Genomic DNA, 13,462 nt, shown 5'->3' on the forward strand with positions numbered 1-13,462 from the left:
GAGACGTGCTCTACCTCAGGCCGATCTGGCTCGGACATGCCGCGCGTCGCGGGCCGGATCGGTGTTCCCGGCGGCCTGTCAACTGGTGGCGCCGTCGGGCGCGACATCGCTGGCTGCCTGGATGATCACGGTTCCGCCGCCGAGTTCCTCGATGGTCTGCTGGCCGCCGGAACCGATCGTGGAGACCAGCTGCCAGCCGCCGACACCGAGCGCACCGCCGACCAGGACGAGCAACGCGATGGTCATCCACCCCGTTTGCTGATTAGAGGTCTGCTGGTTCGCCATCAGCTTCCTGACCACGAGCACGCCGCCCCAGACCAGACCGGCAGTGCCGAGAAGCATGAGCAGGAGACCGCCCCAAGTCTGAATCTGAGACTTGGCATTCTCCAGGAAGCCCCCCACGTCCCACGCCGCGATGGGCAGCCTCGCCTGCGCGAGAGCGGCTGCCTCAGAGATGTTTGCCATAGTTTCCTCTCTTGCCCTTCGCGTCGTTCGTGACATGACAGGTGAGTCATCAGGCGGCAGGTGCAACTCACTTGGGGTCGCAGCGACTCGTATACGCGGACACCCACCGCTCAATCTACCGCATTCGAAAGGCAATGATAAGCCTAATCGATAAGTTTATCGATAGCTTGTCTATAGATTCACGTGGCGCAGGGGGCGCGCGTCGACTCTGCGGTGCCGAGCCGTGGCGGCGAGCGTGTGCAAGCCACACGGCGAACTGTGTAGCTTGCATCCACGACACCACCGCATCACCTGTGCAGACGTGAGCCCTACTCTGTAGTTCCGCACCGCCGACCAGGAGCGCCCAGAACACCATGAACTCGCTGCCCCTCGACCCGCTGCCCGGAGATACCTTCGCCCGCCGTGTGCGGCAGGAACGCGAGCGCCAGAACATCAGCCAGGCCGAGCTGGCCCGGCGCATGGCCAGGCTCCTTGACACCAACGTCGATTCCTCAGCGGTGACCCGCATCGAGCAGCAAACCCGGACCGTCCGGCTTGACGAGGCCGTCGCCGTCGCCAAGGCGCTGGGCGTGCCGCTGATGTTCTTGCTCAGTGACGACCCTGCCTCGGAGAACGACGCTGATCTGGAGCACTACCGCGCCGAGCTCGCGCTGGCTCAGAGCGAATGGGAGAGAACTCGCCTCGAGATCCAGCGACTCTCCAGCGAGTGGGAGCGGAACCGCCTGGAGGTCCAGCGGCTCACCAAGATCATTGAAGTCCTCGCTGGCGGCGCGGACCCGCAGCTTCCGCTTGATCCACGGAGCGGGGACGCCCTCGACATCCAGGTCCCCGCCGACAGCGACGGCATCGAGGGGGAGGGCGCTCAAGCCGGGGCGCATGGAGCTGGTGCGGGCGGCCCGGCTTGAACTCCGGCACGGGCCTGGCGGCGCGGGGTGACCGAACAGCGAGAACGTTCCCGGCTTCGATACACCCTCAAGCGGAGACAGGGTGGCCCGCTGATCTCGCGATCAGGACGCCGGCCCTGCCGCGGTCCGTTCGGCTGCGGACTGGTTGCTGGTGGGTACCCCGTTGCGCTCGCCCGCCGTGCAGGCTCACCGCCACCATGCTCGTGACCACACCTGCCGCCCGGCCCGCGACCACGGTCATCCCGCGACGCTCGCCGGCTGAGCTGTCGCTGGAATAGCGGCTGGCGCGGGACGAACCGACCGGCCTCAGCGGGGGCAACGGGCTGCAGACCCCGCGCCGGGACAACCCCAGAGCTCGTTGTGGGAACCTGCATCGGCAGAAGCCTGCGGCACTTACAACGTCGATGCCCACGCCGATCTCGGCCTCCGCTGCGCGGTCGGTCTGCTGACAGACAACTCGCTCCGGATGCCCGCCTTAGTGGTCACGATCGGAAGTCGGTCGGGGGGTATCGGCGGACCCAGCGTCCGCCCTGGATTGCTATGAGTGGGGCATTACTTGCGGTGAATGCAAGTAATGCCCCACTCATAGCAATCGCTGGGCTGTCGAGACCCCCCGAAGGACTTCCGGCAGTGACCACTAAGGCAGATCGCGGCGATCACCGCGGTGTCGACGGCCAGCAGCCGTGACGGGCTCGGCCGGGCCGCCCGAGGTGGGTTGAACGACCGGCACCGCCCCTCCCCAGCCGCGACTGGCGCCGGAAGCTCAGCCGGCGCTGCCCGGCCACAGTATCGACTGTGACCGGGCAGCGAAGGCGATCGTTCAGTTATTTTCCGGGTGCCGCAGGGGGTTTTGTGGTGCCAGGGGGTACGTCGCAGACGGTGCCGGCGGCGGGCATGACCCCGTCGATCAGCGTGGCGTCCACTGCGTTGTCGATGCACGGACCACTACGACGGTAGGAGCTGTGGCCGACGCCCTCACGGGTCAGCAGGACGCTGTTCTCCATGTTCTCGACCATGGCCTCGGCCCAGTGGTACGGGGACACGTTGTCCACGCGGCCACCGACCACCAGTACCGGCGGGGCACCGGCGCCGGTGAGCGGCTCGGCGAAGTGGTCCTTGTTCGGCGCGGGCCACTTGGCGCAGTTGAGCGCGCTGTACCCGGCGCGTCCCCCGAGCCGCTTATCGCGGTTGGCGACCTTCTTGGCGACGGCCGTGTGCGTGGCGATGTCGGTCGGTGTCGTCCAGTCCGCGCAGCGCACCGCGGTGTGAGGCTCCTGGAGAATCGCGTACGGACCGCCGAACGGTGCGACCGTGACCTTCGATACCAGGAAGTGGAGGAACGTGCCGTCGCCCTGCTGCGCGGCCATCAGGCCAGCGGTGAGCCTGGGCCACAACTCCCGGACGCCCGCGCCGGCCCGGACGGCTTCGAGTGCCACGGCACCGTCGAGCCTGCCGCCCGGCGTGAGGCCCTCGGTGGGCGGGACCTGGATCGGCTGCTTCTCCAGCTTCTTGATCAGGGCGTCGAACGCGGCTTCCGGCTTGCCGTTGCCGAAGGGGCACACCTGCGGGCCCTCGGTGCGGCAGGTCTCCAGCCACATGTCGAGCGTCTGCTCGTTCGACCGGGAGACGTCGTCGAGGAGCTTCAGCGGGTCGTTCTGCCAGAGTCCGGTGTGGACAGGAGCGTCGATCACCATCTGGCGCACGCGGTCCGGGAACAGCGTGGCGTACATCGGCCCGACCACCGTGCCGTAGGACACGCCGTAGTAGCTGATCTTCTCCTCGCCGAGCGCGGCGCGGATCCGGTCGATGTCGCGGGCGACGTTGTCGGTGGACAGGCTCGCCAGGAAGTCCGGGCTATGGTGCGCCAGGCAGCCCTCGGTGAAGGTGGTGGCGTCGGCGATCAACTGCGGCAGCGGCTTCCCGCCGGGAATCTCCGGGTCGAAGTCGGCGGTCGCGGCCTCGGCGCGCTGCTCGTCGGTGAGGCAGCGGACCGCACCGGAGTCGCCGACGCCGCGCGGGTCCATGCCGATGATGTCGAAACGCGCCAGCAGGGCGGGCGAGAACGGGCTGGTCTCGCTGCCAGGGGCGATGTATTTCATGATGTCGGTGGCAGGCACGCCCGGTCCGCCCGCGTTGATGAACAGGCTGCCGATGCGCTGTGCCGGATCGGTGGCGCGGTGGCGCTTCACCGCGAGCGGGATCTTTTCCCCGTTGGGATTGGTGTATTCCAGCGGCACTTCGACGGTGGCGCAGTCCAGGCTCGGGCCGCATTCGCTCCAGGCGATCGGGGCGGGAGCCGGCGCGGCCGAGCCGGGTTCCGCCGATCCGCCGGCGCATCCGGTGAGAACCAGTGCGGCGGCGGCGAGGGCCGCGGCGCAGCGGAGCGCGGTTCGTCCGGATCTGGTTCCCGGACGGGGTCGGCTGGGTGCGGTCTCTGGTGAAGGTGATCCGGGCATGGAACGGACGCTAGAGGGGCCATCCGGTCCGCCGGATCGTCCGAGGGGTCCGGATCTCCCGACCAAAGTCGGAGAGCCTGCTTTTCCGCAGGTCAAACCTCGTGAGTGCTTAAGGTCGTTAGAACGACCTTAAGCACTCACGAGCTGTTCAGTCGGGGACGTCGAGTTCGGCGTCGTGCACGAGCAGGGCCACCTGCACGCGGTTGTTGAGGTCGAGTTTGGTGAGGATCGCCGACACGTGGGTTTTGACCGTGGTCAGGCCGAGGTGGTGACGCGCGGCGATCTCGGAATTGGAACGCCCGGTGCCGATCTCGATCGCGACCTCGCGTTCCCGGTCGGCGAGCAGGTCGAGGCGCCGGCGGGCCGCGTCACGGCGGGTGTCCTGCTCCGACTCCGCGACCCTGGCGATGAGCCGCCGGGTCACCTCCGGCGAGAGCACGGGACGCCCCATGGCCGCGTGCCGGATCGCGACGACGAGCTCGTCCGGCGGGGTGTCCTTGAGCAGGAACCCCGCGGCCCCGGCCCGGAGAGCACGCAGCACGTGGGCGTCGGCGTCGAAGGTGGTGAGCACGATGACCTGCGGGGCAGGTGATCGGCTCCGCAGCGTTTCGGTCGCGGTGAGCCCGTCCGTGCCGGGCATCCGGATGTCCATCAGCACGACGGCCGGGTGGTGCTGCCCGGCCAGCTCCACCGCTTCCGCGCCGTCGCCCGCCTCGGCGACGACCCGCAGGTCGGTGGCGCCGCGCAGCATCATTTTCAGTCCGAAACGGACGACCGGGTCGTCGTCGGCGACCAGGATGTCGATGGTCGGTACAGCGTCGGTCACGTCGGCCACGGTAGCTGTAGCCGCACCCGCCAGCCGCCGGAGGCCGTCGGGCCGTAGTCGAGCCGCCCGGCCACGAGTCGCGCCCGCTCGGCCAGCCCGCGCAACCCCTCCCCGGAACCAGGCTGCGAGGACGCTCCCGACGATGGCGCGTTGACGATCTCGGCGGTCAGGTGATCACCGGGCTGCCCGGTGATCCGGATGACGACCGACGCGCCAGGAGCGTGCTTGCGCACGTTGGTCAGGCATTCCTGCACGAGCCGGTAGAGCGTGCGGCCCTGCGTCGCCGGGAGGAGACTGCCATCGGCCGTCACTCCGGTCTCGTCACGCAGCTCGACCGGGGAGCCTGCTTGGCCCGCTTCGTCGATCAGCTCCAGGACGTCCTCGACGACCGGCAACGGCAGTTCTCCCACCGGAGCCCGGAGCACCCCGATCACCTCGCGTAGATCCTGCAAGGCACGGTGCGCGTTCTCCCGGACCACCTCGGCCGCCTGCGCGGTCTCCTCGGCTGACGCGTCGCGGTAGTAGGAGAGCGCGCCCGCGTGGACGCTGAGCAGGGAGAGCCGGTGCCCGAGTACGTCGTGCATCTCCCGTGCGAGGGCTTCTCGCGCCTCGTGCTGAGAGCGGTCGGCACGCAGTTGTGCCTCGACGTCGGCCGCTTCGGCCCGCTCCCGCAAGGACGTGACCAGCTCCCGGCGACTGCGCACGGACAGCCCCCACGCCACGACCGCGACGTGCCCCAGGACGATGGTGGCGAACACCAGGACCGGTGCCACCGGCTCGGGCCGCAGCAACTGGTAGAAACTGAGCGCCGCCAGGCTGGCCGCGCACAGCGCCGCCGTGGCCCGGGTCGAACAGTGCACCGCCACTGTGAACAACGCGATGATCGCGGCCCCGGAAATCGTCTCGGAGACCGCACTCGACGCGATCAGGACGGTGGCCAGCGCCACCGGGAACCGCCGTCGCCACCACAACGCGACGCAGCCGAGCGCACCCAGAACCCAGTCCCCGTACAAAAACCAGGCAGGCACCGCTTCCGGCGCCTCCATCCGCCTCGCGAGCAGCCCCACCCCGGCCGCCAGCAGGATCATGAGGCTGTCGACCACCCGGTCCCTGATCGCCTCCCGGAACGGCCGTCGCCGAGTACCTGTCGATCCACTCATCGTCGCGAGCTTAAGAGGTCGCGATCGGAAGGTTGCCGGGGGTCTCGGCGGCCCAGCGATTGCTATGAGTGGGGCATTACTTGCAATCAACGCAAGTAATGCCCCACTCATAGCAATCCAGCGGCGGACGCTGGGTCCCCCGAGTACCCCCGGCGAACTTCCGATCGCAACCACTTAGTGTCCAGCGGCGTTTGAGTTGACCCGGAGCAGGGTCCTGATCAGCGTGGGTGCCAGGTTGGTTGACCGGGCGCGTCAGCGCCCGGTCATTCTGGTTGGCCCTTTCTCGGTTGGCGGGGTAGTAGCCGAACTTGGGTTTGGTGTGTCCGGGGAAGGTTTCGCGGCCCAGAGGTCGATGGTGCTGCTGGCTTTCGCGAACTTGGCGTTCGAATCTACCTTGCGGATTCGGTGGGTCCCCGGCGGCCACTCGTGCGAGAGGAGTTTCAGATGAGTTGTTGCTTTCGGCTGTTTCGCCAGTGCGCGGCCTGTCGGTAGTACTGGTTCGACGGGGTCAGGAAGACCAGAACGGCGCCCGCTGCAAAGAGGGCTGTGCCGATCAGGACGTAGGTCGCGGCCTGGCTCGTTCGCTCGTCGTCCACGTGCTCGAAGGCACCCGGCAGCCACGAGAGGGTCAGGAGGGCCAGAGCGGCTACTGACGTCACCCGAGCCCAGTTGAAGCGGATCGCCAGCAGGGAGATCAACATTGCCGCTGAAGGGAGACTGGCGCTCGAACCCCCGGGGACGTTGAGGTTCGCCTCGGTCATGCCGAACAGCAGAGCCGCCAGCGGTAAAGCCACCAGGGCGGCCACCAGCACAGGAGGGCGCTTCGGGCGCTGAACCGGCTCAATCATGCGCTCAGTATGTCGTCCTCGACCGGGGCCGGTCCCCTGATGGCCGCTGGCTGCCAACCTCGAAGCGTCGCGCCGGACAGAACACGAAGACCTGCACGTAGGCGGGGACCTTCAGGCCACATCAACTGACCTCGGGCCAGGTCAACTGACCGCGGACACTTAGTTCATGATCTCCTCGCCGAGCGTTCCCTCGAACAGCCAGTGGCACTCGTCAACGACGGTCCGCAGGACTTCCTGTGCATTCATGAGCTGGCCATGCGCAAGGCGAGATCCTCGGCACTGGAGGTCCACGCGCTGCGCTGGGCGTCGAGGTCGTCGAGGCGGCGGTGGGTACCTTCCTTGCTGGGTTTGAGGTAGCGCTGCAGGGTGCGGCGATCTTCATGGCCGGACAGGTTCATCAGGTCGGCCTCGGTGGCGCCGTCCTCGCCGAGGTGGGTGAGGCGGGAATGGCGCAGGTCGTGCAAGTCCCAGCCGCCGGTCGCCGCGCCGAGGTGGCGTTCGGCGGTCCGGTAGGTCATGCGGCGGTGGTGGCTGACCGGGTCGATGTCCCGGGCGGGAACGGTGCCATCGTCGGAGGCGACGCGGACCGAGAGGAAGAGCGGGCCGGAGGTGCGGCGGCCGAGGAGCTGGCCGAGCATGGCGGCAGTGCGGACGTCGTAGAGCAGCTCGTCGGCCTTGCCGCCCTTGCGGATGGTGCGGGCACGGCGGTTCGCGAGGTCGAGGTCGGCGAGGTCGAGGCGCAGCACCTCCTCGGCGCGGCCGGCGGTAGCGTAGAGCATCGACCACAGTGTGCGGTCCTGGAGTGGACGGCGTTTGTCGGTGATGAGCCGGTCGATCTGCTTGCGGTCGCGGACCCGGGTGTCGTCGGGCTTGGGCTCGTGCTCGCGGGTGAGCCCGGCCAGCGCCACCGCCGGTTCGTCGAGCCAGCCCTGTTCACCGAAGTAGGCCAGCGCGCTGGCGACGGCGGCGCGCTTGGCGTTGAACGTCGCCGGGGCCTTGCCGCCCCACGCGGCACGGATGTTGGAGTGCAATCGCTCGCGGCCACCGGTGGTGAGTTCGCCGAGGTGCGCGATCCCGGCGAACGCGGTGGGCAGCGCGCAGGTGTAGGAGCGGACGGTCTCCGGTGAGGTGATCCGGCCGGATCGGCCACGTCGCCCGGTGAGGTGGTGCAGGAATGACGCGAGCGCCTCAGCCGTCGGTACGCCAGACGCCGACTCCGCCACCATGCCGTTGTCCGCCGGGACGACGGACACGCGCCGATCGGTGGACATCGAGAATCTCGTTTCCTGCTGGTCAGATAGCGCCCACGCACGGGGCGCCTTCAGGGCGGTTGCCGCAGGCACAGGCGGCCATTGTCAGATAATACTTTGTTATCTGACAACGAGACGCGCCGAGGCCGCAACGCCTGCCAGCGAACGCCGGAGGCGTCATCTCGTTGACCCAGGATGCGTCACGGGATGTCAGTAGGTAGGCGTCATGGCGTGTCAGTAGCCCGAGACGGGTCGAGTGAGCGGGCGTGGCCACGGGCCGCGCCCGTTGTTGTGTCAGCGGTGACGCGTCATTGGTGACACGGGTGTGTGAAGTTGGGGGCGGCGGTGGTGTCACCCGGCCGGGTGTGGTCGGGGTGGCGGTGCTGGTTTCCCGGGTTTGATCTGTGCAGGCGGTTTCCGGTCGATCAGAGGTCTGCGCTGGTGGGTGCTGATCCGGTCGCCCGTGCGAGGCGGCGACGCAGCGGCTGGCGCTACTGGACCAGCGCGGGTGCTGTCCACCCGAGCACGTCGAGCTGGTCGCGAAGGCCGCGGAGACCTCGACGAGGACATTGTGGCGACGGGTTGCGCGCGGGCGCACCGCATCGTCCGGGTCGCGGCCGCGGTTCGAGATCGATGACCAGCGCCGGGTTCGGCAGGCCTACTGGCGGGGGAACGCTGCGGCGTTGCACCGAGAGCTGCTGGCGCGGCGGCACCGAACTTGGTGACGGTGCAGCGGGCGGTCCGCCGGGACGTGACGCACGTAGATCGCGGGCCTGCGCGCCGGCGAGCGCGAGCGGCGGAAGTTCGACGTGTTCGGCAAGCAGCCGCCGTCGTTCCGGAACGCGGCCTGGGAGGCCGACCATGTGGAGGCGCCGGTCGAGGTCGACGTGGACGGCAGGCTGGTGAAGCCGTGGATCACGTGGTTCGTCGACGCCGCGCACAACGCGATCTGCGGGACTGCGGTGACCCCGGGCTAGTCCGAGCAGGGAGAGCATCCTCGCGGCGCTGCGGGCGGCGATCGTGCGCACGGAGCCGTACGGCCCGGTCGGCGGGCTGCCCCGCGCAGGTGCGCATCGACTGGGGCAAGGACCGCGGTGGCCGATGCGCTGGGCGCGTTCGCGGTGCGGGTGACGCCGTTGCCGGGCTACACCCCGCACTTGAAGGGCACGGTGGAACGGTCAACGGCGCGGTCGAGCGGATGTTGTTCGCCGAGATACCTCGTTACACCCACGCCCAGACCTTGGCCTCGGGCGCGCGGGTCGATCCGGACGCGCCGCCGTTGCGGTTCGAGGCGTTCGTCGCCGAGGTGTTGGCCTGGTCGACTGGTGGAACACCGCGCACGAGATGGACGTGCTGGAGGGGCAGACCCGTGGGCGTCGTGGCTGGCCGTCCCGAGCCCGGTCGAGGATGTCGCGCCGGAGGCGCTGTGGATGTTCACCCTCGCCGACGACCGCACCAACCGGAAGATCACCACCCAAGGGGTAGAGCGCGGACGCGGCCGGCACTACATCGCGGATTAGATGGTGGGCAAGGCCGGGACGGCGGTGCGGGTAGCGGTACATGCCGCACCCCGATCACGAGATCGAGGTGTTCGACGCTGCGAACGGCGAACACCTGGGGACCGCGATCCTGGTCGATCGGGCCAGCCTTTCCCCGATAGGGCCGATGACCCTGGCGATGATCTGCGCCGGATCGACATGGACCCCGCCTACCTGATCCGCCTCCGGATCGCGGTCCCCGCTCGCCTGAGCAGCGACCAGAAGCACCCACCCGGCCTGCAAGCGCACCCCGATGTCCTGTTCGCGCTGCGACTCGCTGACGAGCCTGCCGCCGACGAATCGCGCGTCCGGGAATGAAGTGTTGTGCCTCCGGGGTGCGACGCTCGTTCGAGTGGCATGCCGACGCCGGCGTTTTCCTGGTCGTGCGCCGGACACTCTCCTGGTGCAGCGATTCCGCTGTGAAACTGTTTCAGGACAAGGAGATCACCATGAACGAGGAAATGATGGCGGCACCGTACGAGCCGCCGGCACTGGTGGAGCTGGGCGAGTTCAGCGAAGACACGCTGGGCGGGTTTATGTCCATCACCACCGACTCCTACATCGGCTTCGGCCCTGACTACTGAGCGTCACGTGCTGCACGGGCGAGGGTGGCTGGCGGTGCCGGACGCGCCGCAGACCCGGACATGGTGGCCGGGACCGGCCGGCGTGCCGGCGGGGTGCGCGGTCGTGCCGCATGCCTCCGGCCGGCCGTGGCTGGTCGGGTCCTGGCGTGAGGGTGGGATCACCCTGGCCCGGGTGGGCTCGACGGTGGTGGCGGTGATCGGGGCCTGCCCGATCACCGCCACTGGCCTGGCCGACCTGGCGGCCGGGGTCAGGCGGGTGGAGCAGCTGGACGGGCTGGTGGCGGCGGTGCCCGGGTGTGTGCACGTGGTGGCCTCGGTGGACGGTACGGTCCGGGTGCAGGGCAGTCTCAGCGGGCTGTGTCAGGTTTTCCACACCCGCCACCGCGGGCTGGTGGTGGCCTCGGACCGGGCGGACGTGCTGGCCCGGTTGACCGGCGCGGAGGTGGACGAAGATCTGCTGGCCGCGCGGGTGGCGTGCGCGACGCTGCTGCCCCCGCCGCTGGCGCAACGGCCGCTGTGGCACGGGGTGCACACCGTGCCATCGGATCACTACCTGCGCGTCGACACCGATGGGCGGCAGGCACACCCGGTGCGTCGGTGGACGCCTCCGACGCCGCGGGTGCCGTTGGCCGTGGGCGCGGATCGGTTCCGGCAGGCGCTGGTCGAAGCCGTGGCCGCGCGACGCCCCGGCTCGGGCCGGTGGGGCAGCGACCTGTCCGGGGGGATGGACTCGACCTCGCTGTGCTTCCTGGCCGCCCGCACCGGCCTCGATACCGAATCCGGTGGCACGGGGCGGGGGTTGACGACCTTCCGGTGGGGTGAGGCCGAGGCGGGCAACGACGACGCGGTGTTCGCCGCCCACGCCGCGACCGCGCTGCCCGAGGCCGAACACCTGGTGCTGCCGCAACGGGACCTGCCCGCGTTGTTCACCGACCCCCACCACAACGGCGATGTGGAGGCTCCGTACCCGTTCATCCGGACGCTGGCGCGCAGCGTCCACAACGCGCGCCTGCTGGCCGGGCACGGAGTGCACGTCCACCTGGCCGGGCACGGCGGGGACGAACTGACACACGCAAGCCCCGCCTACCTCCACGACCTTCTCCCTGCGCATCCCCTGCTCGCCCTGAATCACGCCCGCGGCTTCCGGGCGCTGGCACGCTGGCCATGGCCGGCGACCCTGAAGGCCCTGACCGACCCGCGTGGTCTGGACCGCTGGTGGCGCGGTCAGGCCGACCGGCTCACCGATCCGCCGCCCTCGCGCTATGCCCCGAGGGGCCTGGACTGGGGATGGCCGCTGCGCGCCCCGTCCTGGGCTACCCCTGCCGCGCTCGCCGCCGCCGGCCGGGTGCTGCGCGACACCGCCGCCCACGCCCGGCCGCTGGCCCCCCAGCGTGGGCAGCACGCCACTCTCACCACGATCGGCACCACCGCACCGGCCTACCGGCAACTGGCCAGGGTGTTCGACGCCGCCGGGGTGCGCCTGGAGATGCCGTTCTTCGACGACCGCGTCATCGACACCGCCCTGGCGGTGCTCCCGCACGAGCGGCGCAGCCCGTGGCGGTACCGGCCCTTGCTGGCCGAGGCCTTGCGGGACATCCTGCCGCCCTCGATCACCGGCCGGAGCACCAAGGGCGAGTTCGGCCAGGACGTGCGCGACGGGCTGGCCCGCAACCTCCCGGCCGTGCTGGAGGTCTTCGCCGACTCCGCCCTGGCCACTGCCGGACTGATCGACCCGGACAAGCTCCGAGCCGCTCTGCTCGCACCCCAGCGCGACAACACCGCCATGTTCGCCCTGGAAGGCCTGCTCGGCTGCGAAACCTGGCTGCGCCACACCACGACCACTATCAAGGCCACCGGCGCGACGACCTCCTGCGCGCCGATGGCCATCAGATCCGGGAGCATCGATGACCCCACGCCTGCGCACTGAGGTGGCCACCACCGGCACCGAACACGGCACCGTCCTGCTCGACGAACGCAGCGGCCGCTACTTCCAACTCAACACCACCGCTACCCAGGTGCTGCGTGCCCTGCTCGACGGGCACAGCACCGACCAGATCGCCGACAGCCTGGCCACCAGCCACCACCTCGACCCGTGCCAGGCACAACGCGACGTCACCGGGCTTGTCGACCGCCTGCGGACCGCGAACCTGGTGATCGACCGATGAGCGTCCCCGTCACCCTGGAACCCCGTGCCCGCCTGCCCTTGCGCCGCCGGGTGCCGGCGCTGCTCGCGGTCGGCGCCGCCCGCCTGCTCCTGCGCCTGCCCCCGGCCAGACTGCGCCGGGTACTGGAGTTCGCCCGACGCGCCGCCCGCCCCGCCACCGCCGAGCAGGCCCTCGCCGCCCGCACCGCGGTGGTCGCGGTCAGCCTGCGCTGCGCCGGACAAGGCTGCCTGCAACGCTCCATCGCCGCCGCCCTGTACTGCCGCGCCCACGGCACCTGGCCCACCTGGTGCACCGGTGTGCGCACCCACCCCTTCGCCGCCCACGCCTGGATCCAGGTCGAGGGCCACCCCATCGGCGAACCGCAGCACACCGCCAGCTACCACCTCCTGGTCAGCGTGCCACCTCGGTCGGCACCAGCCGGGTCGGCGTAACGAGCGTGGCGACCCGTGCTCGCATCCGGGCCCTGCCGGGGTTCGTCCACGGTCACCGGGTGTCCACGGCAAGTTCTGGTATCACCGGTACCGCGGCGGCGTCGCGGAGCTGGGCATCGGTCCACGATCCGGAGGAATATGTCGAGATCGAAGCCGACGACCTGGGGATGTTCCTGCCCGGAGCGCGCCTCACCGTGTGGGTGATCGGATAGCTGTTCGCGCGCCTGCATTCGCCGGACTGCCTGCGCTGAGCGCCCTGTCCCGGCAGGAACTCCGAGACGGTCCTGGGTCGGCCAGGCCGGCGGCGTCGATGCTGCCAGCCTGGGTGGCGGTGCGTTCGGCGTGGCGAGTGCGGCCAGCGCCTTGTCCAGCACCTGGGACACGGTTCGCGCACGGTCGGTCTCGGTGGCGGACAGGGCGGGCAGCCGGGCACCTCGACGAGGGTTGGCTGACGCCAAGCACGGCGAGACGAACCTTACGTTCGCTTAAAACAAGCTACATCTGCAATGGTCCGAATTCGGGCGCCGACGCTTTGCCACATTGAGAATTGTCTAACCTGAATAACACACGAGGCCAACGGGTTGATCCGACACCCCTGGGGGAAGCGTCGAGCTGCCGCCAAGACGGCCCTTCCGCACAATTTCAGCGGCAGCCTCAGGCTGACTGTCCGCAAGATCGGCTATCGTTCACTCGCTACTACTGCCCTGTCACCCATTCAGCCCAGCTGGCGGCGCATGTGCGCACTTATTAGTGAGAACAACATCACCGACGGGTACACGCAGACGCGTCACCCGATCAGAGAAATTCTGGACCCAGCTATTGACGTATGCACAG

The 13,462-nt window shown here is 69.4% G+C and carries 14 protein-coding genes; 8 read left to right on the plus strand and 6 right to left on the minus strand.

Annotated elements, in window-relative coordinates; all coding sequences use genetic code 11:
* Positions 1-78: 78 nt before the first annotated feature.
* Positions 79-465, minus strand: a complete 387-nt coding sequence (locus L3Q67_RS27070; protein ID WP_499184264.1) for a hypothetical protein — start codon at positions 463-465, stop codon at positions 79-81.
* Positions 466-818: 353 nt separating this feature from the next.
* Here L3Q67_RS27070 and L3Q67_RS27075 point away from each other — a divergent pair, with 353 nt between their 5' ends.
* Positions 819-1,370: a helix-turn-helix domain-containing protein gene (locus L3Q67_RS27075; RefSeq protein ID WP_499184265.1), complete on the plus strand. Its 552-nt coding sequence runs from the start codon at positions 819-821 to the stop codon at positions 1,368-1,370.
* 824 nt (positions 1,371-2,194) lie between these two features.
* Here the strand turns inward: L3Q67_RS27075 and L3Q67_RS27080 are convergent.
* The 5 genes from L3Q67_RS27080 to L3Q67_RS27100 form a co-directional block, all read right to left on the minus strand.
* Positions 2,195-3,826 carry an alpha/beta hydrolase gene (locus L3Q67_RS27080; RefSeq protein WP_499184266.1) on the minus strand — a complete coding sequence of 544 codons (1,632 nt, stop codon included), beginning with the start codon at positions 3,824-3,826 and terminating at the stop codon, positions 2,195-2,197.
* Between the two features lie 148 nt (positions 3,827-3,974).
* On the minus strand, positions 3,975-4,580 hold the full coding sequence (locus L3Q67_RS27085; protein ID WP_499191648.1) for a response regulator: 606 nt from the start codon (positions 4,578-4,580) through the stop codon (positions 3,975-3,977).
* A gap of 68 nt (positions 4,581-4,648) precedes the next feature.
* Entirely contained in the window at positions 4,649-5,812 is a 1,164-nt protein-coding gene (locus L3Q67_RS27090; protein WP_499184267.1) for a sensor histidine kinase, read from the minus strand.
* A 440-nt stretch (positions 5,813-6,252) separates the two neighbouring features.
* The gene (locus L3Q67_RS27095) at positions 6,253-6,660 is read right to left on the minus strand and encodes a hypothetical protein (RefSeq protein ID WP_499184268.1); all 408 of its coding nucleotides are present in this window, start codon (positions 6,658-6,660) and stop codon (positions 6,253-6,255) included.
* A 242-nt stretch (positions 6,661-6,902) separates the two neighbouring features.
* Positions 6,903-7,931: a tyrosine-type recombinase/integrase gene (locus L3Q67_RS27100; protein ID WP_499184269.1), complete on the minus strand. Its 1,029-nt coding sequence runs from the start codon at positions 7,929-7,931 to the stop codon at positions 6,903-6,905.
* A gap of 788 nt (positions 7,932-8,719) precedes the next feature.
* On the opposite strand from L3Q67_RS27100, the gene L3Q67_RS27105 reads away from it, so the two are divergent.
* The 7 genes from L3Q67_RS27105 (at position 8,720) to L3Q67_RS27135 (ending at position 12,840) form a co-directional block, all read left to right on the plus strand.
* Positions 8,720-8,887 (plus strand): hypothetical protein, encoded by a 168-nt coding sequence (locus L3Q67_RS27105; protein WP_499184270.1) that lies wholly within the window; start codon positions 8,720-8,722, stop codon positions 8,885-8,887.
* 720 nt (positions 8,888-9,607) lie between these two features.
* Positions 9,608-9,766 carry a hypothetical protein gene (locus L3Q67_RS27110; protein ID WP_499184271.1) on the plus strand — a complete coding sequence of 53 codons (159 nt, stop codon included), beginning with the start codon at positions 9,608-9,610 and terminating at the stop codon, positions 9,764-9,766.
* A gap of 131 nt (positions 9,767-9,897) precedes the next feature.
* Positions 9,898-10,032, plus strand: coding sequence for a keywimysin-related RiPP (locus tag L3Q67_RS27115; protein WP_499184272.1), 135 nt, complete (start codon positions 9,898-9,900; stop codon positions 10,030-10,032).
* Positions 10,033-10,039: 7 nt separating this feature from the next.
* On the plus strand, positions 10,040-11,959 hold the full coding sequence (locus tag L3Q67_RS27120) for an asparagine synthase-related protein (protein ID WP_499184273.1): 1,920 nt from the start codon (positions 10,040-10,042) through the stop codon (positions 11,957-11,959).
* Positions 11,937-12,197, plus strand: coding sequence for a lasso peptide biosynthesis PqqD family chaperone (locus tag L3Q67_RS27125; RefSeq protein ID WP_499184274.1), 261 nt, complete (start codon positions 11,937-11,939; stop codon positions 12,195-12,197). Before L3Q67_RS27120 ends, L3Q67_RS27125 begins: the two co-directional genes overlap by 23 nt.
* Positions 12,194-12,628, plus strand: a complete 435-nt coding sequence (locus L3Q67_RS27130; RefSeq protein ID WP_499184275.1) for a transglutaminase-like domain-containing protein — start codon at positions 12,194-12,196, stop codon at positions 12,626-12,628. Before L3Q67_RS27125 ends, L3Q67_RS27130 begins: the two co-directional genes overlap by 4 nt.
* Positions 12,629-12,687: 59 nt before the next feature.
* On the plus strand, positions 12,688-12,840 hold the full coding sequence (locus L3Q67_RS27135) for a hypothetical protein (protein WP_499184276.1): 153 nt from the start codon (positions 12,688-12,690) through the stop codon (positions 12,838-12,840).
* The last annotated feature ends 622 nt before the right edge of the window (positions 12,841-13,462 follow it).

The organism is Saccharothrix sp. AJ9571 (assembly GCF_021725495.1).
Classification (GTDB): domain Bacteria; phylum Actinomycetota; class Actinomycetes; order Mycobacteriales; family Pseudonocardiaceae; genus Amycolatopsis; species Amycolatopsis magusensis.